The organism is Puniceicoccus vermicola, from assembly GCF_014230055.1.
In the GTDB taxonomy this organism is placed as follows: domain Bacteria; phylum Verrucomicrobiota; class Verrucomicrobiia; order Opitutales; family Puniceicoccaceae; genus Puniceicoccus; species Puniceicoccus vermicola.
In genome coordinates, this window is the sequence record NZ_JACHVA010000046.1 from 22,840 (window position 1) to 44,259 (window position 21,420).

At 52.1% G+C, this 21,420-nt stretch carries 19 protein-coding genes; all 19 read left to right on the top strand.

Features of this window, described 5'->3' with window-relative positions; translation table 11 throughout:
- The first annotated feature begins 66 nt into the window (after window positions 1-66).
- The 19 genes from H5P30_RS21980 (at window position 67) to H5P30_RS04845 (ending at window position 21,371) form a co-directional block, all read left to right on the top strand.
- Window positions 67-786: a methyltransferase domain-containing protein gene (locus tag H5P30_RS21980; RefSeq protein ID WP_185691812.1), complete on the top strand. Its 720-nt coding sequence runs from the start codon at window positions 67-69 to the stop codon at window positions 784-786.
- A gap of 17 nt (window positions 787-803) precedes the next feature.
- Complete coding sequence (locus tag H5P30_RS04765) at window positions 804-1,949, top strand: glycosyltransferase family 4 protein (protein ID WP_185691813.1); 1,146 nt, start codon at window positions 804-806, stop codon at window positions 1,947-1,949.
- Entirely contained in the window at window positions 1,949-3,004 is a 1,056-nt protein-coding gene (locus tag H5P30_RS04770) for a hypothetical protein (RefSeq protein ID WP_185691814.1), read from the top strand. The genes H5P30_RS04765 and H5P30_RS04770 overlap by 1 nt, the downstream gene beginning before the upstream one ends.
- A complete protein-coding gene (locus tag H5P30_RS04775) occupies window positions 3,004-4,308 on the top strand; it encodes a hypothetical protein (protein WP_185691815.1) in 1,305 nt (434 codons plus the stop codon). Before H5P30_RS04770 ends, H5P30_RS04775 begins: the two co-directional genes overlap by 1 nt.
- Window positions 4,309-4,315: 7 nt before the next feature.
- Window positions 4,316-5,014, top strand: coding sequence for an acylneuraminate cytidylyltransferase family protein (locus H5P30_RS04780; RefSeq protein ID WP_185691816.1), 699 nt, complete (start codon window positions 4,316-4,318; stop codon window positions 5,012-5,014).
- A complete protein-coding gene (locus H5P30_RS04785; protein WP_185691817.1) occupies window positions 5,011-6,051 on the top strand; it encodes an N-acetylneuraminate synthase family protein in 1,041 nt (346 codons plus the stop codon). The genes H5P30_RS04780 and H5P30_RS04785 overlap by 4 nt, the downstream gene beginning before the upstream one ends.
- A gap of 33 nt (window positions 6,052-6,084) precedes the next feature.
- Entirely contained in the window at window positions 6,085-7,248 is a 1,164-nt protein-coding gene (gene neuC, locus H5P30_RS04790; protein ID WP_185691818.1) for a UDP-N-acetylglucosamine 2-epimerase, read from the top strand.
- Between the two features lie 44 nt (window positions 7,249-7,292).
- Complete coding sequence (locus tag H5P30_RS04795) at window positions 7,293-8,246, top strand: NAD(P)-dependent oxidoreductase (RefSeq protein ID WP_185691819.1); 954 nt, start codon at window positions 7,293-7,295, stop codon at window positions 8,244-8,246.
- Between the two features lie 321 nt (window positions 8,247-8,567).
- Window positions 8,568-9,464, top strand: a complete 897-nt coding sequence (locus tag H5P30_RS04800) for a glycosyltransferase family 61 protein (RefSeq protein ID WP_185691820.1) — start codon at window positions 8,568-8,570, stop codon at window positions 9,462-9,464.
- A gap of 44 nt (window positions 9,465-9,508) precedes the next feature.
- Window positions 9,509-10,804, top strand: a complete 1,296-nt coding sequence (locus tag H5P30_RS04805; RefSeq protein ID WP_185691821.1) for a nucleotide sugar dehydrogenase — start codon at window positions 9,509-9,511, stop codon at window positions 10,802-10,804.
- Window positions 10,805-10,903: 99 nt separating this feature from the next.
- Window positions 10,904-12,685, top strand: coding sequence for an LIC_10190 family membrane protein (locus tag H5P30_RS22620; RefSeq protein ID WP_425504930.1), 1,782 nt, complete (start codon window positions 10,904-10,906; stop codon window positions 12,683-12,685).
- Between the two features lie 57 nt (window positions 12,686-12,742).
- Window positions 12,743-13,798: a GDP-mannose 4,6-dehydratase gene (locus H5P30_RS04810; RefSeq protein WP_185691822.1), complete on the top strand. Its 1,056-nt coding sequence runs from the start codon at window positions 12,743-12,745 to the stop codon at window positions 13,796-13,798.
- On the top strand, window positions 13,774-14,331 hold the full coding sequence (locus H5P30_RS04815; protein ID WP_246459364.1) for a four helix bundle protein: 558 nt from the start codon (window positions 13,774-13,776) through the stop codon (window positions 14,329-14,331). Before H5P30_RS04810 ends, H5P30_RS04815 begins: the two co-directional genes overlap by 25 nt.
- Before the next feature lie 92 nt (window positions 14,332-14,423).
- Window positions 14,424-15,386 carry a class I SAM-dependent methyltransferase gene (locus H5P30_RS04820; protein ID WP_185691823.1) on the top strand — a complete coding sequence of 321 codons (963 nt, stop codon included), beginning with the start codon at window positions 14,424-14,426 and terminating at the stop codon, window positions 15,384-15,386.
- Window positions 15,387-15,446: 60 nt separating this feature from the next.
- Window positions 15,447-16,430 carry a glycosyltransferase family 4 protein gene (locus H5P30_RS04825; RefSeq protein WP_185691824.1) on the top strand — a complete coding sequence of 328 codons (984 nt, stop codon included), beginning with the start codon at window positions 15,447-15,449 and terminating at the stop codon, window positions 16,428-16,430.
- A gap of 136 nt (window positions 16,431-16,566) precedes the next feature.
- Entirely contained in the window at window positions 16,567-17,649 is a 1,083-nt protein-coding gene (locus H5P30_RS04830; protein WP_185691825.1) for a glycosyltransferase, read from the top strand.
- Window positions 17,650-17,706: 57 nt separating this feature from the next.
- Window positions 17,707-18,843 carry a glycosyltransferase family 4 protein gene (locus H5P30_RS04835; RefSeq protein WP_185691826.1) on the top strand — a complete coding sequence of 379 codons (1,137 nt, stop codon included), beginning with the start codon at window positions 17,707-17,709 and terminating at the stop codon, window positions 18,841-18,843.
- Between the two features lie 163 nt (window positions 18,844-19,006).
- Entirely contained in the window at window positions 19,007-20,020 is a 1,014-nt protein-coding gene (locus tag H5P30_RS04840) for a glycosyltransferase family 2 protein (protein ID WP_185691827.1), read from the top strand.
- Window positions 20,021-20,147: 127 nt separating this feature from the next.
- Complete coding sequence (locus H5P30_RS04845) at window positions 20,148-21,371, top strand: glycosyltransferase (RefSeq protein WP_185691828.1); 1,224 nt, start codon at window positions 20,148-20,150, stop codon at window positions 21,369-21,371.
- Window positions 21,372-21,420 lie beyond the last annotated feature (49 nt).

Here is a 21,420-nt window from a genome sequence, read left to right on the forward strand (position 1 = left end):
ATTAAGACGGTGCTGTATCGCTGTACTCCGGGAGGTTGGGGATATTATAGGAAATTAAACTCCCATGTGAAAGAGGCCGGTCGCCGTGCGGAGAATGCGAAGGAGGTGCGGGAAAAGCACACCGGAGATTCCGGCTGGAGCGAGAAAACGGATCCCTCGGGAAATTTCACCTATCGTGATTATGCGACTTACCAAGAGTACCTCGATCATCAAAAAGTTAAATTTGATGAGATGATCGAAGCGGGCAAGGGGTTCGATCCTAAGTCGGTTGGTGCGATGAGAACCCGTTTCTTTCGTCGGTTTCGGAGTCTTCCTTATCATTTTGAAAATGACGCCGTGATTCTCTGTGCCGGAGCCCGCCAAGGGACAGAGGTCGAGGTCCTGCAGGACATGGGATTTTCGAATGCCTATGGGACGGATTTGAATCCCGGCCCAGAGAACCGCTGGGTGAGGAAAGGGGATTTCATGAAAATGGACGAGGAAGATTCCTCGGTAGATCTGGTCTTCTGCAATGCGATCGACCATGTCCTGGACATCGATCTTTTTCTTGCTGAGCAAACCCGCGTTATCCGACCGGGCGGGTATGCGATGTACGAGTTTATCAAGAATACCAAGGGTGGCGCATTTGAAGCGGTGGAATGGGAATCCGACGGGGCTCTTTTGCGAAAGCTACTTGAGTATTTCGAGGACGTGATTATCGCGGAAAAGGAAGCGCACTGGCGCTGGATCTTGTTGAAGAGCCCGATCAAGCAAGATCGGGCTGCTGAGGTGAGGAAGGTTGTTTAACGATTCCTCGGTTTGGAATGAGTCGTCCTACTCCTGCGATATTTATCTATAAACGAACGACGATCCGGGATCGCGCGTTGCAGGGAAGTTCATCCGACAGCTACACGCTGTATGGGCTTCCAGAGTTGCAGAGCGAAGGCTATCCGGTGGAGGTGGGGCGGTTCCAAAAGCCCGGAAAGTTTCTTGGGTGGGTGGCGGCATGTCTGCGTCGAGTCTGTGTGAAAATGACTGGGTACTGCGGGGATTTCCGTCAGTCGATCGCAGGACTAGGGAAGATTCGGCGAGCTTCGGCTCTGGTCCTTACTAGCAATAATTCCGCGTTCCCTGTTTTATTCCTCCGATGGATCGGTTTTCCGCTGCCGCCTATCTTCGTCATCTCAGTCGGCTTGGAATGGAATCCTCCCAACGAATCGGCCCGACGGCTGAGAGCAATATCCCGCCTCTTCAACCGCGCGGACCGTGTTCTGGTTTATTCCGAAGCCGAGCGCGATTTTCTTCAATCGAGAATCGGGCTCGCTCCAGATCGGATCGTGGCTGTTCCTTTCGGGATACCGGAGAAGTATCTTCCACCAATTCCGAAGAAAAATGATGCCCTCTCTGACTTCGCCGATTCGTATCGTTGGGATTTTATATCTGTCGGCTCTGATGCACAGCGGGATCTCCCGATGCTGTTGGATTGGGTAAAAGGCAATCCGGAGGTCCGGGTGCATCTCGTCCTTGGCGAAGATCTCCTCCGCGAGCTCGGGGAGCTTCCGGATTCGGTGTCCGTTGAATCCAATCTCACGGTTGAGGAGGTATTTCTACGTTTGCGGGAATCAAGGGCCGCAGTCATCCCTGTTCGAGAGAATCGATATTCTGCGGGAACCACGTTCTTGATTCATTCTCTTGCCTGCGGGACTCCGACCTTGGTTTCCGAAACGAGTTGTCTTGGTCCTCAGTACAAGGCAGACAAATCCGGTTGTCTGACCTATCAGCCCGGGGATTTTCAGGGCTTCTCGCGGGGCATGGACGCTTTTCTAGCGATGTCGGAGGAGGAAAGAGGCGAACGACGTCGAAAAGGATTCGAGTGGGTGAGGACTGTCGCCAATGGCGATCCGGCTCTTTCGGAGATTAGAAACTTTTTCGAGTCTCACGGGATCGTGGCGGAGTCGAGTAAAGAGTGATGAGTCTGACTATTTACGATCCGAGACATCTCGCCGAGTCAGGATTCTTTCAGTTTCTGTTTCGTGCCCTGAAAAAGGAGGGGGCGAACGTTGTCGACGAAGTTCCTTTTCCGTCCCAATCCCGAACGGATCGTCATCACGAAGGAGCTTGGGCGCGGATCGATGGAGCCTTGGTCTTTTTCGACATGAGCGATCATGTCTTCGATTTCGACTTGTCGGCACTACAGCGGGCCGATCTCTACCTGAAAGCAAACCTGAATCGATCGATCGCGAAGAAAGTTTTTGTCAGTGAAGGTATTGAGGATGTGGGGGCAAAACTTCGCCCGTTTACTTTTCTCCCGCCTTCCCTCCGTCGCTGTCAGAAGATAGGGGCCATGCGACTGAGAAAATGGCTCCGCGGACCGACTCTCTTTCATGTTGTTGGCGTCTATGAAAATCCGCCAGCACGGGGTGAAGCGGATCCGTTCCTCTCTCCAGGGACTCGGATCGAGCCCCATGTCATGCATTTCTGGGTGCGGTGGCATTTTGCTCAGGCGGTTCGGGAAAGCCAGCTTTCCGGGATCTCTCGCCTGACAAGCCGCGGGAACCGAACGATTGAAGACGGGATCCATGTGAAGGCTAATCTGAACCATCAGCTTTACCTTTTGAGAATGGCCTCATCGGGCTGCACGGTCCTCAACACCTTCCCCCATGTAGTCTATCCGTGGAAAGTCCTCGAGTCGATCGCCCTTGGCCGCCCATTCATCGTCGAGCGAGAACCGTTAGTTGAGATTCCCGAAGCATTCCGCCCCGTGGTCGATACACACTTCCTTGAGGTCCTCCCTGGTTTTGGATCGTTTGATGCTAGTGCTTCTCTCGGGGAGCCGAAATCCTACAGAATCCTCGAGGTGCCTTCGTCACAAGCTATTCGCGAAGGTTTTGAAAGAGTGACGGCGGTTTTGAGGGACCGGGAGCGCATGGAAACCATGGCGGATGCCTGCCGGGAGTTTTCGCGGGACCGACTTAATCCGGAGTTCATCGTCAGCTGGTTACGGAAAGAGGTGGCTCGTTTGTAATGAAAATCCTGGTCCCCATTTTACGGTTCAATTGGTACCGGACTTTGGCTCCCGTTATCGATGAGTGTCTGCGCCGCGGGCATGAAGTTACGTGTTTACACAACGATTCGGAGCGCAATTTCGAGTCGAACCGACCAAACGACAGACTCTTCCCGCGGTTTCAACACGGAACTCCCCTCGTTGACGGATACCGTAATGACGATGAGTTGTATCGAAAGATACTCGGCGGTGATCATGAGTATCTTCTCAGTATTGATCTCCCGCTGCGTGAGTGGATCGAGGATCCCAAGTGGTCTGCTCGCAAGTTTCAGTATGTTTCTATAACGACCCCTGACACCCTGAAGCGGCTGCATGATCGGGAAACGGTTGCGGCTGTCGACTGCTTCGCCCTCCGAACCGAGTATGAGTTGGAAGCCACGATTCTCGATCGCACGACGGACTATCGTAGTCTCTATGAGGAGGCTTGTTCGCTGGAGAAAGATGGATTGCGCTACAAAGGATTTGTTGAGCCTCGCTTGGGGAAGGAATGGAATCCGGAGCTTGTGGATGAATTTAGGCGCAAATCGCGAATCTGCGGATACCCACTTCTCGACGCGTTGAACCTGGTTGATCGGGATGAATTTCGAAAGCAATTGGGGGTTGAATCGGGACGCCCAATCATCGGGTTTTGGGCGACTCCAACTGCGGGGCGGGGAGCTCATGCGAGTTGGGATTGGATTTTTGCCGAGCAGCGGATGCACTATTTTTACGCAAAAGCGATTCGCGCCTATGGGATTCGTGGTATCGCGATGCCCTATGTGAACGAGGCGCATTTAGTTCGGTCTGTTTATGATTTCGCTCAGAAGAATGGTGCCTTTCTTGTGACCAAATTGAGGCATTACCAAAAGCCGGGAGAGAGTGTTTATTCGACTTATACGGATCGGGTTCTTGGAGAGGATTGTTTTTATCCGCATTCGGCGATGTCCTTGGCGGCGGTAAGCGATTTGATGATCGGTTTCACGACGAGTGGGACTCCAGAGGCAGTTTGGTCAGGGAGTCCAGTCTTGGACATTGAAGTGCCTGGATCGAGGAGGGACTTACTGTGTAAAAGCCTCCATATCTGGGATGGAATGTTGAATCATCCGGGGGTTGTGCGTTCGATGACCTCACAGAAAGTGAAAACGGATCTGGCAGATAAAAACCTTGAGAGTTTTCGTTTCGATGCGAAAGCGAGAGAAGACTACATGAAGAAGTTTTGTGGTCCGGAGGGCGGCGGTTATTCCGCGAATGTACTCGACGCTGTTGAGAACCTGACTGGAAATTGAGGAGAGAATGAAATATTTGTGTATCATCCCAGCCCGTAAAGGATCCAAGGGAGTTCCAGGGAAGAATATGATCGAGGTTGCGGGAAGACCATTGATTTCTTATTCGCTGGAAACGGCGAAGGCGGCATTTGAGGGACGATCGGATGTCACAATATTTGTATCTACGGATTCTCAAGAGATCCGAGAATATGCCGAGAGTCAGGGGATCGAGGTGCCTTTCCTTCGTCCGGATAAGATATCGGGGGACAAGTCTCCTTCCATCGATTTTGTCATTCATGCCTTGGATGAGTTTTCGAAGAAGGGGACCCATTTCGAAGCAGTGATCATCTTGCAACCGACTTCTCCTCTTCGTCCGGTCGGGGCTGTTCGGGAAGCGATGACCATGATGGAAGAGAACCCTGGGAGCGATTCGTTGATCACGGCTTTTGAGGATCCCTCTTTGAATATCGATATTCTTTATCATCGCGCGGATTCCGGCTATGGGCTGGCGGTTTCGAAGACTCATAATGCTGGAGGGAGACGTCAGGATTTGCCTCCGGTTTATGTGCGGAATGGAGCGATTTATATCGTCCGAAGCGATTACTTGAAAAGAACCCGCCGCTTGATTGCCGATAGTCCTCTCATTTTGGTCATGGATGAAAAGGTCTCCGTGAATGTCGATGCGATGGAAGACTTGAAGAAGGTGAAAGATATCTTGGAGAAATGAATACGAATTGGTTCGAGGAACTTTCAGAGGGGAACCGTAAGCCTTTGGTAGTTGCAGAGGTGGCCCAAGCCCACGAAGGCTCCCTTGGCATCGCGCATAGTTTTATCGATGCTGTTGCAGCCACGGGGGCCGATGCGATAAAATTCCAGACTCATATGGCCGATCGGGAGAGCACGCTCCGAGAGCCGTGGAGAATCCCTTTCAGCTACGAAGACGGCACCCGTTTTGACTATTGGAAGCGAATGGAATTTACTCCAGAGCAGTGGAAAGGTCTTGCCGATCATTGTTCAGAGAAGGGGCTGATTTTTCTGAGTTCTCCTTTCAGTTTTGAAGCGGTTGCGCTTTTGGAATCTTTGAACATGTCAGCATTCAAAGTGGCCTCGGGAGAGATCGAAAACTTCCCTCTTCTGGACCGTATCGCGAAGTGTGGAAAGCCAGTCTTGCTTTCCTCGGGCCTGAGTGACTGGGCGATCTTTGATCGCGCTGTAGAGAGGGTACGGGGTCATGGTGCGAAAGTGGGAGTCTTTCAATGCACGACCGCGTATCCCACGCGTGCGGAGGAGGTCGGTTTAAATGTGATTTCGGAGATGAGTGAGAGATACGATTGCCCAGTCGGGCTTTCTGATCATTCCGGCACCGTTTATCCCTGTCTCGCGGCTGCTTCGATTGGAGCAAAGCTTCTGGAGGTGCACGTTACCTTTGATCGGCAGATGTTCGGCCCGGATGCTCCGGCTTCTTTGAACCTTGCGGAACTGAAGAATCTTGTTGAGGGCGTCGATTTCATCGACCGGATGCGAAAGAATCCCTTGGACAAGGATCGTCCTTCGATTGATCTGCCGGGTTTAAGTCGGACCTTTGGGAAAAGTGTAGTGGCCAGCAGTGATCTTCCCTTTGGAACCGTTCTCCAAGAGGGAGATCTCGCCTTGAAAAAGCCAGGAGACGGATGTCCTCCCTCCGACTTTTACGAGATGGTCGGAAAGAAGTTAAATAAACCTTTGAAGTCCGATGATCCAATCCGTTGGGATGATTTGGACTAGGCTCGGTTTTAATCGAAAGGGTTCCCTGTTGTCATGAAGCAAAAGAAGAGAAAAGTTTGTGTCGTCGTTACGGCACGTCCGAGTTATTCGCGAATTAAAACAGCAATGGTGGCTCTTCGGGATCGGGATGATGTGGAATTGCAAGTCGTTGTCGCTGCCTCGGCATTACTGGAGCGATATGGGCGTGCGATTGACGTGATTCGACAGGACGGCTTCGAGGTTTCTGCAAGTGTAGTGAATGTGCTGGAAGGCGAGGACCTTCGTAGCATGGCCAAAACGACTGGCTTGGGGATTATCGAAATGGCTTCGGTCTTGGATTCGCTCAAGCCGGACGTGGTTGTCTCGGTTGCGGATCGATACGAAACGTTGGCGACGGCCGTGGCGACTTCCTACATGAATATTCCGCTTTGCCACATTCAGGGCGGAGAGGTCACGGGTTCGATCGATGAAAAAGTGAGGCATGCGATTACAAAGCTTTCGGATCTTCATCTCGTCTCGAACGAGAAGGCCCGTGATCGAGTGATTCATATGGGAGAAGTTCCGGAAAAGGTGCACGTCACTGGTTGTCCTTCTATTGATATTGCTGCGGAGGTTCTGGCGGAACCTCTTCGTCCGCTTGGATTTCACCGTAAATATGGCGGAGTCGGCAAGGAACAAGATCTTTCCGATGGATATGTGGTCGTTCTTCAACACCCTGTAACGACCGAATACGAGGCGGCTCGTAGGCAGGTGATGGAGACTCTGGAGGCCATCTATGAGTTTAATCGGCCGACACTTTGGTTTTGGCCGAATGTGGATGCAGGTTCGGATGGGACATCGAAAGGAATCCGTTCCTTTCGGGAGAATCGGGGCGCAGAGAACATTCATTACTACAAGAACATGGAGCCGCGAGATTTCTTGCATTTGCTGAAAGGATCCATCGGGATCGTAGGAAACTCCAGTGTTGCGATTCGGGAATGTTCGTTCCTCGGTGTAAGAGCGATTGATATTGGAAGCCGACAATCAGGACGGGACCATGGGGCCAACGTGGTCAATGTGGATTACGATAGGAAACAGATTCTCCAAGCATTGAACGATTGGGAAGTTGGAGAGGCTGTGGAGCCGGACCTGCTTTATGGGGACGGCAAAGCAGGGGTCCGAATTGCCGATATCCTGGCAACTGCAGAGTTGAGCACGGAGAAGAAGCTGACTTACTGAGAACCCGAGCCTGATTCTTACTTCCTTGATTCTTGAGCCGGAAAATGAACATCCTCATAACCGAGCCGGAGCATTACTCTGAAAAGGCCCTAGGCCTCTACCGTTTCGCGGGAACGGTGAAATTGGGGGTGGATCGAGATCGTTCCTTGAAGGATCAAGTCGAGGGTGTGAACGTGTTGGTCATCCGGCTGCGTTTTCGTATCGACCGCGAAGTCTTAGACGCAGCTACCGATCTTCAGGTGATCGTCACACCAACAACGGGGTTGGATCATCTTGATTTGAAAGAGCTCGATCAGAAGGGCATCCGAATTCTTTCGCTCAAGGGAGAGACCGAATTTCTTCGATCCATCCCCGCGACCGCAGAATTAACTTGGGGGCTTCTCCTGGCGGTTCGAAGAGGAATTGTTCCGGCGGCATCTTCCGTGACGAATCGAATTTGGGAGCGGGACCTTTTTCGGGGAAGAGATCTGAAAGGAAAGGTTCTGGGCATTGTTGGATGCGGGCGGATCGGTTCGATTATGGTCGGATATGCGAAAGCCTTTGGAATGACCGTACTCGTTCACGATTTGCAGACGATTCAGATCGATGGAGTGGATCAGGTCCCGTTGCAGGAGCTCTATCGAAGATCGGACGTGGTGAGCATTCATCTCCCTTTGGAGGAGGAAACCCGCGGATTCGTGGACCGTGCCGCATTTACGGAAATGAAGGATGGAGCTGTGTTTCTGAACACAGCACGAAGCGGGATTGTTGATGAAAATGAAATGCTAGAGGCCTTGAAAAGCGGAAAGCTCGCGGGTGTCGGTGTGGATGTCATCAGCGGTGAGGACGCCTTCGCTGGAAAGGTTCCTGAGAAGCATCCTTTGCTCGAGTATGCGGACACCGCCGGGAATCTTGTCATCACCCCGCATATCGGTGGAGCCAGTTGGGATTCAATGCATGCGACTGAAGATTTTTGTGCGGAGCGATTCGTCGACCTGTGCCGCGATGCGGATCTCTAGGTGAATGGGAAAAACTGCGTCGGCATGAATAGAGTATTCTTAAGGGTGCGTAAGTGCCTCCGCCCCATTCTTAGACTAGTTCTTCGTGTTCTTGGACGCCGTGGTCCCGTAAGAGGGGTGTATCAGACCTCTCGTGACTATGCAGAGCGAAGCCGAGAACAACGTGAAAATGGGGTCCGATACGCTCCGATTTTTCCCGAGGAAATCACTGAACGCCCCTATCCTTTGAGCCTGGCAGGAGATCTACAGGGAGAGTTTTCCAAGCTTCGCCTCCACACAGCCCCCGAGTGCTTTGTCCTAGGAATTCCGAAGGGTAGAGTTTTGTCAAATCGAGGTACCGTGCTGACCCCGGGACACAAACTCTTGTTTGATGTCTCGAATCAGATGAGTGTGAGAAGGGATTTTGCGAAGGTGCAATTTCATCAAGCTTTTCAACGCAACATCTTTCCTCCAATTCGCCGGGTTCAGGGGCGTGTAGCGGTGTTGGTTACCGCGGCAGGGGGAAATTACTTCCACTGGCTCACGGAGGCGCTACCACGATTGCGATTGTTGGAAATCGCAGAAGGGGGAATTGATCGTATTGACTCTTTTGTCGTGAATCAGGGAGCTTCATTTATCGGTGAAAGTCTCGATTTATTGGGGGTTCCACTCAGTCGCCGTATTGATACCGATTGGAACACTCACTTGAAAGCCGATGAGCTCCTTGTGCCTTCGCTGCCGGGAGTTACTTTAAATCCTCCACGGTGGGCCTGTTCCTTCCTCCAAGAGAGGATGCTCCCTCATGGTGCCCCCTCGGGAAAAGGTCCTCGTATCTATATTCGGCGAGGCCAGACGAATCGGAGGTTTGTTCGTAACGAAGAAGAGATTCTCGCGGTTCTGGAGGATTTCGGTTTTGTATCAGTGGATCCGGGGGAGTTCGATTTGAAGGAGCAAATCGCCATTTTCCGAGACGCGGAAGTCATCGTGGGTTCTCACGGAGCAGCGCTGGCCAATTTGCTTTGGTGCGGGTCCGGAACTAAGGTCTTAGAATTGTTGCCACTTCACCGCCCAGGAAAATGGTTTTGGCCCTACTGTTATTGGGCTTTGTCGGCGTCTTGCGATTTGGATTACCATTGTTTGCAATCGCTAGAGACAGACGGGGACCATGATAAGGAACTGTATGCGGATCAATCGTTCTCCTCTACGGAGATTCGTCAATGGTTGGAGCATCACGTTTGAAGATGGAAATCAGGCGGTATGACCGCCAGAATTGAAAGAGTTTCATGAAAATTGCGATTATTGGTTTGGGTTATGTTGGACTTCCACTTGCGATTCGTTTCGCGTCGTCGGGATCGGAGGTGCTGGGTCTCGACACGGATCCCTCGAAGGTGGAGAGCCTTTCGCGGGGTGATAGTTATATTCGCCACATTCCATCTACAGAGGTGGCCTCTCTCGTGGAGAGAGGGGCTTTCGAAGCTTCCACGGATTTTTCCCGCGTAGCTGAGGTCGAAGCAATTTTGATTTGTGTGCCGACTCCACTCGATGTTCACCGGGAGCCGGATCTTTCCTATGTTCTTCAGTCTGGCGCCGGGATTGCCCCGTATTTGGATTCTGGATTGAAAACTGTGAAGGGCGAAATAAGGCCGAAGTTAGTGGTTTTGGAATCGACTACTTATCCGGGGACCACGGACACTGAGCTAAGGGAGGTTCTGGAGAAAGGATCCGGCCTGAAAGCTGGAGTTGGATTTCATCTGGCCTATTCGCCGGAACGGGAAGATCCCGGGCGGACCGATCACTCCGTCCGAACGATTCCGAAGGTGATGGGAGGATACACGGAAGCTTGCCTCAAGCGTTGCGAGGAACTTTATTCAATGGCCGTGGATCAGATCCATCCGGTATCGTCCTGCCGGATTGCCGAAGCGACCAAGTTGACGGAGAATATTTTCCGTTCGGTGAACATCGCTCTGATGAATGAGCTGAAAGTCGTCTTCCACGAGATGGGAATCGATGTTTGGGACGTTATTGACGCCGCCTCGACAAAACCGTTTGGCTATATGCCGTTCTACCCCGGTCCTGGACTGGGAGGGCACTGTATCCCAATCGATCCCTTCTATCTGACGTGGAAGGCCCGCGAATACGGAAAGCATACTCGGTTCATAGAGCTGGCGGGAGAGGTAAACACCGATATGCCGGACTATGTGATTGGACGTGTGGCAGAAGTCTTGAACGAAGAGGGTAAAGCGATTCGCGGGTCGAAGATCCTCTTGCTGGGAATCGCCTACAAACCAGATGTGGACGATGATAGGGAGTCTCCTTCGTATGCGCTCATGAGTCGTTTGGAACGGAGAGGAGCCGCAGTCTCCTACAACGATCCATACGTTCCCGAGATTCGTTCGCTGCGACACTATCCCGAGTTTGCCGGTAGAAAGTCAGTCGAGATAAGTGCGGAGTACGATCTGATTCTGCTGGCGACGCATCATTCCGAATATAGGGAGTATGATTTCTCCTATTTTGAAGTTCCCATTGTCGATACGAGAAGTTGTTTGAAGTATCCGGGGCTGCGCTATGTGAAAGCCTAGTCATCGCTGGGTTCCGACGGAGTAAGTGAAATAACTTAAAACCATCGTAGAACCGTAAATTTTTGATCAGTGAATTCTACGCATCTTACAGCATTAATAGTGACTCTCGTCTTTTACGGGATTCTTGGCCTAGCTTTTCTCGGGTGGGCGAAGGCGTTCCTGTTCGCTGCGAGAATTTCCAAGAAAGAATCCGATTCGATACCGCTTTCATTCCTCGTGTGGGCGGGTTGGGCCTGCGTTCTTTTTCTTTTGGGGGTTATTCATTTCTTTTTACCGATAACTGTGTATGCGATGGTGCCGATTCTACTCGTCGGCATCTGTCTTTCGGTTCTTCTTCTTGATTGGAGAAAAATCGCGGAGGCAGGTCAGTCTGTGTCTGAGGGAAAGTTATACAAGGTGGTGCTGGCTTTGTTGGTGTTCGGCCTTCTCTTATGGTCTTGTTGGATTGCCTCGCGAGGCATGATGGCTCCCCGTCAGTTTGACTCCGGCCTTTATCACTTAAACTCGATTCGCTGGTTGAATGAATACCCCCTGATCCCAGGATTGGGAAATCTTCACGGGCGTTTAGCTTTTAATTCCAGCTTTTTCACTTTTGTGGCGGCATTAAATATGTACCCGATTTTCGGGTATGGAAGATCTGTCGCCAATGGATTTCTTCTCATCCTTTCGGTAGTTACTTTCCTGGAGCTTTTACTTCCTCTCCTGAGACGGCCGAGTCAGGTTTTCCATTTGTCCCCGATTCTTTGGGCCATTCCATTGTTTTGTCTCCCGGTTCTCGCTTTCTGGAGTCTCTCTTCCTCCGGAATCAGCTCACCTTCGCCGGATCTAACTTCGAATCTCTTGCAGCTGGTGTTGTTTGTTCTCTTTGCCAGACTGGCCGTCAGGTTTTTCACCACGAGGGAGGTGGTTTCATCCGAGGCTTTGATTTTTTCTCTCCTGGGTGCAACCGCATTAACAGTGAAACTCAGCAGCGTTGCTTTCTGTGGGATTATGATGGGTCTCCTTTGGGTCGGGATTCTGTGTTCTCGGGGAAAACGACTTCGGCTTGCAGGTTGGTTTCTATTCGCAGCCTTTCTGGTCCTAGTACTGCAGGCAGGAAGAGGTGTTGTTTTGTCGGGTGCTCCATTGTACCCCTCGACTCTCGGGTATCTTGAACTTGATTGGTCTGTGCCGCTCGAGAGCATAGAGAACGAGCACCACTGGGTCTCTTCCTGGGCTCGTCAACCGGGTTCCCATTTTAAGGAAGTGCTAGGCTCTTGGTACTGGTTTGGACCGTGGCTCGACAGAATGAGCTCTGAGTTCACGGAAGTCGTTTTCCCGTTGATCCTTTTTTTGATTGTTGGATCTGCGTCAGTCGTTTTCTGGAAGATGAGTAGAATAAACGGAAAAGAGCATTGTCTGCGTGTGGGCGTTTTGCTTTTGCCGCTAATCGCGGCATTGGTTTTTTGGTTTTTTACCGCTCCAGATCTCCGATTTGCAAATGCGTTCTTCTTTCTCCTTCCCATCTTGGCGATAGCTGGAATCCTTTCGGGGATTCAGTCTACTGGTCGTAGGAATGTGATGGTGATGATGACATTGTTCTTTTTTATATTCGGAAATTCCAATCTGATCTATTGGGTTTATCAGAATCGGGACTCTGTCAGAATCATCTCCCGAGAGGGCTGGCGGCCGACAGAGAAAGTTACATTAGAAGCGAAATTGACGAAAAGTGGATTGTCGGTCTTTGTCCCTGTTTCGGGTCAGCTGACGTGGGATGCTCCTTTGCCTTCGACTCCTTTTCTCAACGAGAATCTTCGTTTGCGGAAGTCCGATAGCCTTGCTTCAGGATTTACTGTCCAGCCGCCGGACATAGTGGTGGATTCTAAAAGTAGGCTCCATTGAGAATCTTTTTTTTGTCGATCCTTTATAATCGAACGAGAATACCTAGAATCAAGTTATATGAAATTCTTAATCTCTGGAGTAGCCGGATTTATTGCGTCGAGGACCGCCCTTTTCCTTCTGGAGCAAGGACACGAGGTTGTCGGCATTGATAATCTGAATGACTATTACGATCAGCGGCTCAAGTTGCATCGGCTGACTACACTGGGACGGTTTGCCTCGGCTGATCCCGAGAGATTGTCTATTCTCGAGAGATCTGTGAGGGCGGATAAGGAGGTCGTTCCCCATATCGATATCGATACCCCGCGATTCTCATTTAGAAACCTCGATATCGAAAATAAGAGAGATGTTTTAACGCTGTTCGAAGAACATTCGTTCGATGCGGTTCTTAACCTAGCCGCGCGTGCCGGAGTCCGCTACAGCATGGAGAATCCGGACATCTACATGATGACGAATGCGATGGGGACTCTTCACATCTTGGATGGGATGAAGAATACTGGGGTGAAGAAGATGGTTCTCGCGTCGACCTCGTCCCTCTACGCCGGACAGGAGATGCCGTTTACCGAGGATCTCGCAGTCAATACTCCGATTTCGCCTTATGCCGCTTCGAAGAAGGCGGCTGAAGCGCTCTGCTATAGCTATCGGCATCTGTACGATTTGGACATTTCCGTATGCCGATACTTCACTGTCTTCGGTCCGATGGGGCGGCCTGATATGTCGCCATTCCGCTTCATTCGTTGGATTGCCGAGGGGGAACCTTTGGTACTATTTGGAGACGGCAGCCAATCCCGCGACTTTACGCATGTCGATGATATTGCCCGCGGAACCATCGCCGCTCTTCAGCCAGTTGGGTATGAGGTATTCAATCTGGGAGGAGGGAATAATCCGATTTCGCTCAAGCAATTCATTGCCTGGGTCGAGGAGATGCTCGGGAAAAAGGCGAAAATCGATCGCAAGCCGTTCCACAAGGCCGATGTGATGGAAACCTGGGCCGATATTTCCAAAGCCGAACGGATGCTGGGCTGGAAGCCCGAAGAAGGAATTCACGAGGGTGTGCAGCAATGCGTGGATTGGTATTTGGAGAACCGTGATTGGTTGTCGAAGGTGCGGGTGTAAAAGGCGAGAGATGGCGAACGTCGAACGCCGAACGTTTAACACTAAACATCGAACGAAGACCATTTAGCGTTGGATGTTTAACGTTCGATGTTGAATGTTCGCCATCTAAATTCGATCAAGATATTTTGTGTAAGTATTCAATAGATTCTAGCGAATCCCCAAAATGGATTCTCGAAGAAGGTTATGATCTCGAAGAGCGACTTCTCTTGTTTTCTGCGTCGATTATTACACTGACCGATGGAATGCTGAAGAGTCGGGCAGGGAATCATGTCGCGGCGCAGCTCCTCCGCTCGGGAACCTCTCCGTTTCCCAATCATGGAGAAGCTCAGGCGGCTGAGTCGTTGAAGGACTTCATTCGCAAATTGAAAGTATGCTTGAAGGAACTTCGAGAGACTTGGCGCTGGTTACGTTTGCTTGATAAAGTTCCGCTGGCAGAAGATGTGGTCGCCGTGAAAGAGCTTATTCGAGAATCCGACGAGTTGATCCGAATCTTTTCAGCAAGTATTAGGACGGCCGAGAAGAGAAAAGGGTGAAGATGGCGAACGTTAAACTTTCAACGTCCAACATTAAACATTGAACGAGAACTATTTAGCGTTCGAAGTTCAACGTTCGCTATCTTTAACGTATGACTAAACCTCAAAATAGCTTCCACGCTCCTCAGCTTCCCGGAGGAAATTCTTTCGACGATCTGCGGGTCGATATTGCCGAGGCGCATCGGATTGCCGATCAGATTTCTTGTGAAAAGCATTCCATTGCGGTTCCGGCTTGGAAAGGGAAGTTGCGGCTTTTGACCCACCGCATTCTTCGGAAGCTGAACCTGCACGAAGCTCTGGTTGTCAACGGGGTGATGTCCGGTTGGTTGCGTGATTTTCGGTCCTACTGGAGCGAGGTGCTTGGAGGCCGACCCATTTGGAAGGCTCTGGATTTCTTTTTACTCGCTCATGACTACCGTCGGAGTCAGCAACACGCGAAGCCCTTGGAGTGGGATGATGCGGGGCGTCACTTGGAAAATTGGCAGCAGCCCGGTCAAGTGTATCAGATTCTCCAGCAAGTGGAGCGGTTCGCGCTCAACCCTTACGTCCATCCACCGGTGTGGAAATTTCTGGAGCCCAAAATGAGGGTTTTGGAGTATGGATGCTCGTCCGCGCCGTATTATCACTGCTACCGGAAGTTCTTTTCCCATCGGGAGCAGTCATGGGTCTTGGCCGATATCCCCAATTTCCCCTTCCACTATGGAAAGTATCTTTATCGCAGTGACAAAGATCTGTCCTTTGCGACCATCGACGTCGAGAACTATGACGACCCGCTGAAGAGCGAAGCGAAGTTTGATGCCATCATTCTGACAACAGTTCTTGAGCACCTTGAGAATCCGAAAGAGATCGTGGCCTATCTTTTGGACCGCCTCAGGTCCGGCGGAGTCTTTCTCTTTGATTATATTCGGTCAGAAGGAACGGGACTCGATCACCCCGGCTCGTTGGAGCAGAGGGAAGAGTGTTTGCGGATCATTCGAGAGCAAACAACCGTCGAGGATGGGCAAATCGGAGATTCTTCGGAGACGGTCGATCTCTGCGTCGTTCGGAAAAAGTAGAGACTTCGGTCCCTTCCCGGTGTCATTCATCGGTCTCAGAATCCATTCTATCGATTTCCAATGCTTAGCCGCCTGAAAGAACGCCTTCGTCTGGAGGCAAGGGTCTGGTCTGGTCGCAAAGAGGCAAAGTCCTCAAACGCCCGGATTGCTCTCTTTCACGATTTTGCACCGCCTCCAACCGGGGGAGGGCATCAGTTCCTGCGCGCCTTGATGGCGGAGTGGGAACGCATGGGAATTGAGGTAGCTGTCAATTGCCTGCCGGACTCGGCTGAAGCCGTGCTGATCAATAGCTTCAACTTTACCTCGGATCTGTTGAGACGGTTGTGGGATCGTGATGTTCGAATGGTGCACCGGGTCGACGGCCCTCTTCAGGTGTACCGGGGATTTGACGATGGCACCGATTTGGAGATTGCTCGTCTAAATCGTGAGTTCTCTTCGGCCTCGATCTTTCAGTCGGAGTTCAGCCGCAGTGAGAACGACCGGCTCGGATTTGGACTGTTGCCGGGCCCTGTCATCTGCAACGCGGCGGATCGGACGATCTTTCAGCCTCGGCAGGGGAAATTTCCTTCTGGTAACAAGCCCATCCGGGTGATCGCGGCCAGTTGGTCAGACAATCCCAATAAAGGTCTCGATGTGTTCCAATGGCTGGAGAAGAATTTGGATTCCTCGCGGTTCCAGTTTACTTTTGTCGGGCGGGCTCAGATGGAATTTGAAAATCTTCGGCACATTCCGGCCGTTCCCAGTGATGAGCTCGCCACACTGTTGAGGGAAAATGACATTTTCCTCACGGCGAGCCTGAACGATCCTTGTTCGAATTCGGTAATCGAAGCCCTGACGGTAGGATTGCCCTGCGTCTATCGTCGCAGTGGGGGACACCCGGAATTGGTCGGGAAGGCTGGAGCCGGATTTGATTCGCCGGAAGAGATTCCGGATCTTTTGGATGAAGTTGGGCAAAATTGGGCCAAGTATGCGGGCGAGATTCGGGTTCCCGAAATCACCTCTGTGGCGAAGGAATACTTGCGGGTGTTGGAGGTGACTCCGTAGCCATGCACTTTTCAGCGGAGAAGAGCGTCATTCAATTGGAGGGCGGAATGAATTCCGCGCTCCGAAAAGAACCGTTCGGCGTGGTTATGTTGTTGGGGCTTGAAATCATAAACACTTCAGTTCTGCCGAGAATTAAATGAAGATGATAAAAAAGATGGCGGGCTTGGGACTGCAGATGCGCACTCGCCTGTGGCGTGAGTATTCGCGGCTTGTCTTGGTTCGTGATAACGCGGGCTGGGCGATTGATGTGGAAATGAAGGCGGTCGGCGAAATCTCCCGCCGGATCGGCTTGAACGTGAAGGAAAAGGACTTCTGGCAACGGTACTCAAAGCGACAGTCTATTTTTTGGGGAAGCCAGTTCAGTCTATTAAAAGATGACTGGTTGAAGAACGAACATCGGAATGCGACCGCAATGTTTCACGGTTTGCCGGGAACGGGCCATCCCGAGTTTGATGAGTTGTTTTCCCGAATCGAAAAGCACAAGGACCAATTGCAGCGGGTGCAGGTGACCCACCGGGAGATGGAGGAAGCATTGGTCTCGGTCGGGATTCGCAAAGAGATTCTCCATCGCATACCGATCGGGATCGACGGTCGCGTTTTCCAGCCGTTCAGTCACACCGATCGGGAAAGAACGCGGGCGACCTTGGGAGTGCCGGGAAATGCCTTTGTGGTTGGCTCTTTTCAGAAGGATGGAAACGGATGGGGCGAAGGGCTCGAACCGAAATTGATCAAAGGGCCGGATCTCTTCGTGGAAGCCTGCGCTCTTCTCGCCGCGGCTCATCCGAACGTTTTCGTTCTTCTCAGCGGTCCAGCCCGTGGGTACGTAAAGGAGGGGTTGAAGGAAAAGGGAGTACCCTTCGTTCATCGACAGTTTGAGAATCCAGAAGAAGTCGGGACTCTATATCCCGCGTTGGATGCTTACTTGGTTTCCTCGCGTCAAGAGGGTGGCCCCAATGCGATCCTCGAATCCATGGCGACCGGGGTGCCCCTAGTTTCGACTCCTGTCGGTCAGGCAACGGACTTGATTCATGATGGAGAGAACGCTTTGTTGGTCCCCAAAGAAGACAGCCAGGCGATGGGGGAGGCCCTTTTACAGATCGCTCGGGGAGAGGTGGACCGGGATTCCTTACGGAGTCACGGATTTGTTACCGCGCAGGAAAATGATTATCGGTCGCAGGATCCTCTCTGGAAGAAGTTTTTTGAGGGATTTGTTGAGTGAGGAATCAGAATGGTTGCATCCATTCGCCTATGCCGATGGTAGGAGGTTGAGAGGGTCATGAATCATCGTTTTCAGCGATACGTTGTTCGTCCATTTGAGATTCTCCTCAAATGCCCGCTCCGTTTCGCCCTCGGTCGCCTATTTCCGTCGAAGTCTCCACGGGTCTTCTACGGCTACGAGCGTATTCCTTCGCGGAATGAGCCCGCATCTGGCGGTATCGTGAAATTGCAGGATCTTTCGGAGGTCTATCCGAACTGTCGTTGGCGGGCGAATACTCTCTATCTGATCAGTAGTTGCTATCCTTGGACGGTCCGTTGGCAGGTGAGGGTCGCTCGCTTTTTCGGGGCAAAGATTATTCTGAATCAGAATGGAGTCGCCTATCCCGCTTGGAAGCCGGAGGGATGGGAGATCGAGAACGAGCGTGCCGCTTGGGTTCACCGACGAGCCGATGCCGTAGTTTACCAAGCAGGGTTTTGCCGTCGTTGCGCTCTCGAATGGTTGAAGGTGGAGGAGCCGGAATATTCGCGGGTGCTTCTCAACCCGGTGGACGTTCATGCCTTTGGCCCATCTGCAGAAGGTCGTAGTGCCGAAGGGACGTATGATGGATCTGGACGGATTCCGTTTCGCATTCTTCTCGCGGGATCTCACCAGTTTGCCTACCGCGTGCGTACGGCTTTGGAAGCGCTCGCGAAGCTCGATGAGGAGTATCGGATGATCGTTGCCGGGGCTTACAATTGGGGAGAATCTCAGGAGGATGCGCTGGCCGAGGCTCGGGGTTGGGCTGTAGACCTAGGAGTATCGGATCGAGTCGATTTTCAGGGTCGCTACTTGCAAAGTGAGGCGCCCGCTCTGTTTGCGCAGGCAGAGGTTCTTTTGCATACCAAAGTGATGGATCCCTGCCCGCGGCTGGTCGCCGAAGGGTTGGCCTCCGGGCTGCCGGTTGTCTATGCGGGCAGCGGAGGATTACCGGAGATGGTCTCTTCTGAGGCTGGAGTCGCGGTCGAGTCTGTCGAAGATTTTGAACGAGAGCGTCCCGCGGACCCGAAACAATTTGCCGAGGCGATTCGAAAGGTTAGAGCGGAATACACCTTGTTCCGCGAAGGTGCTCGGCGCTGTGCAGAGGAGCGTTTCAACCGGGATGAATGGTTGAAGGCTCATGGCGAATTAATCCGAACCGTTCGTGCCCAATTGTAGGAGGGTTGCTTAAGCGCCCTCCGCTGCCTCTCCGTTACTCCCATTGGAGCCCAATTATGATTTCGAAAATCATCCTCAGAAAATCTTTGCTTATAGCTGTTCGTTAGAGGTTTGATTCGTCTTCTCCTCCTAGGTGGGAGCTAAAGCAACCCACCCACATTCAATGACGCCAAGAATTTCCATCCTCCTCCCCGTCTACAACGGGGAGAAGTATCTCCGGGCTGCGATTGAGAGCATCGTCGCTCAGTCGTATCCGCATTGGGAGCTCCTCGTTTTGGATGATGGCTCGACCGACGGATCGTTGGAAATCGCTCGATCCTTCACGGATGAGCGTGTCCGGGCTCTGCCCAACGACGAGAATCTGGGTGTGGCCAAAACTTTGAACCGTGCCATAGACAAAGCCCGAGGGGAGCTAATCGCTCGAATGGACGCGGATGATGGAGCGTTGCCGGAGCGGTTGGCTAAACAGGTAGAGTTTTTGGAAAAGAACCCGAATGTTGATTTGCTTGGCACGAATGCCATTTCAGCGGAAACCGGCGAGTCTACCTTTGCCGTTCCCACCGAGCACGAAGACATTCGATGCAACCTCCTCTTTAACTGTAGTTTTCTTCATCCGACAGTCATGTGGAGGGCAGAGGCCTTTCGCGAAAAGGGATTGGTCTATGAAGAGACTCCCACCGCGGAAGATTATGATCTCTGGGAGAGGGCTTGTTCCCAGATCCGCTCTGCGAATCTTTCCGAGCCTCTCCTGCGGTATCGTAATGATCCCGAGGTCAAGGTCACGGCCTACGTGCGGCAGCAAAAAGAAGGAGGTCGTCGTATTCGCGAACGAGCCCTTCGTCGGTTGGGCATGAAGCCTTCTCGCGAAGAGATGGAGGTTCACCACGCGGTGAGCTATGACAATCTGCCGCAGCCTGCGGTGGAGTTGTCTCGAGTGGATGAGTGGATGGGGGAGATTCTGCGGGCGAATCGTTCATCGGGGGTCTTGGACGAATCGGCACTGCGGACCCGTTTGCATCTCCAAAGGTATTATCACTTGGGCCGCAATCGTCCGGCGACGACCGTGCGCCGACTCTTGTGGGCCGGAAACGGGCTTGCTCGGGTTCCGACCGGGTTGGCCATTCGATCTCTGACGAAATTGGTTTGTTGCCGTAGCAACCCTTCGCGAGAGGGATGAGCATTGAGATGAAAACGCAGATCGCGAACGTTAAACGCTCAACTTTAAACACTAAACGTTAAACGGGTTCATTCGATGTTGGACGTTGAAAGTTTGACGTTCGATGTTCGCCATCTTTGCATTCCCCATGAAAGTTCTTCACCTCAGCACCTTTGATCGAATCAATGGCGCCTCGATTGCGGCCTACCGCTTACATCGGTCCTTGATCGAGAGCGGCGTCAATTCGGCGATGTGGGTGCAGAACAAAGTGACCTCGGATCCGACTGTCTTCGGTCCAAGGAAAGGCGCTGGAAAATACTGGTCACTAGCGCGACCGTGGCTGGATCGCATGGCACTGCTTCCGGCGAAAGCCTTTCGGGATTCGTATTCATCACCTTCATGGCTTCCGCGATGGGACCTCGGCCCAATGAAAGAGTGGAAGCCGGATGTAATTCATTTGCATTGGGTGCAGGGAGGTTTTGTGCCGATTGGACTATTGCCAAAGTTGGCCACCCATATGGGGCGGTCGATTCCGGTTTGCTGGACCTTTCATGACGAATGGGCGTTCTCCGGTCTGCGGCATTACCCGCCGTTTCCGAGAGAAGAGAATTTATCCAGCCTTTATCAGCGTTGGGAAGAAAAGATCCGGGCCCGGAAAACGAAAAGCTATGAGGGGCTAAACCTGACGGCGGTGGCCCCAAGCCGTTGGATGGCCGAAAGAGCCCAAGCGAGTTCTGTTTGGTCCGGACATCAAACGGAGGTTTTACCGAATCCAATCGATACGTCGGTTTTTCATCCCGTGGACCGACAAGTGGCCCGGAGGTTGCTCAAGCTTCCGCAGGATCAGCGGTTGGTTCTCTTTGGTTCCGAAGCCGGTGCCGGCGATCCTCGTAAAGGGTTCGACCTGTTGCGACAAGCCTGCCGAACCTTGGCGGATTCCGGCAATCGGTTTGGGTTGGTTTGTTTCGGGAATGGTTCGCCTGGCGATCTCGGGGATATTCCCTGTCACTCGCTCGGATGGTTGCACGACGATGCTTCCCTCGCGCTTGCCTATTCCGCTGCCGATATTGTCGTTCTGCCTTCGCGACAGGATAATCTGCCCAATACCGGAGTCGAGGCATTGGCGTGTGGTCGTCCGGTCGTCACCTTCGCCATTGGGGGAATTCCTGATATCGTGGATGATGGCGAGAGCGGGTTTCTTTGCCCAGAGGAAGACGCTGTGGCGTTGGAGGGCGCAATTCGGAAGCTTCTGGAGGACTACGATTTGCGGATCCGGATGGGGAAGACGGCCCGGGAAAGTGCGGAAAGGCGGTTTTCAACGGAGGTGGTTGTGCCGAGTTTCATTGAGCTGTACAAAGGTTTGATTGGGTGAGAATGAGGAAATCTTTTACCGTAGGAGGGTTGCTTTAGCGCCCTCCACT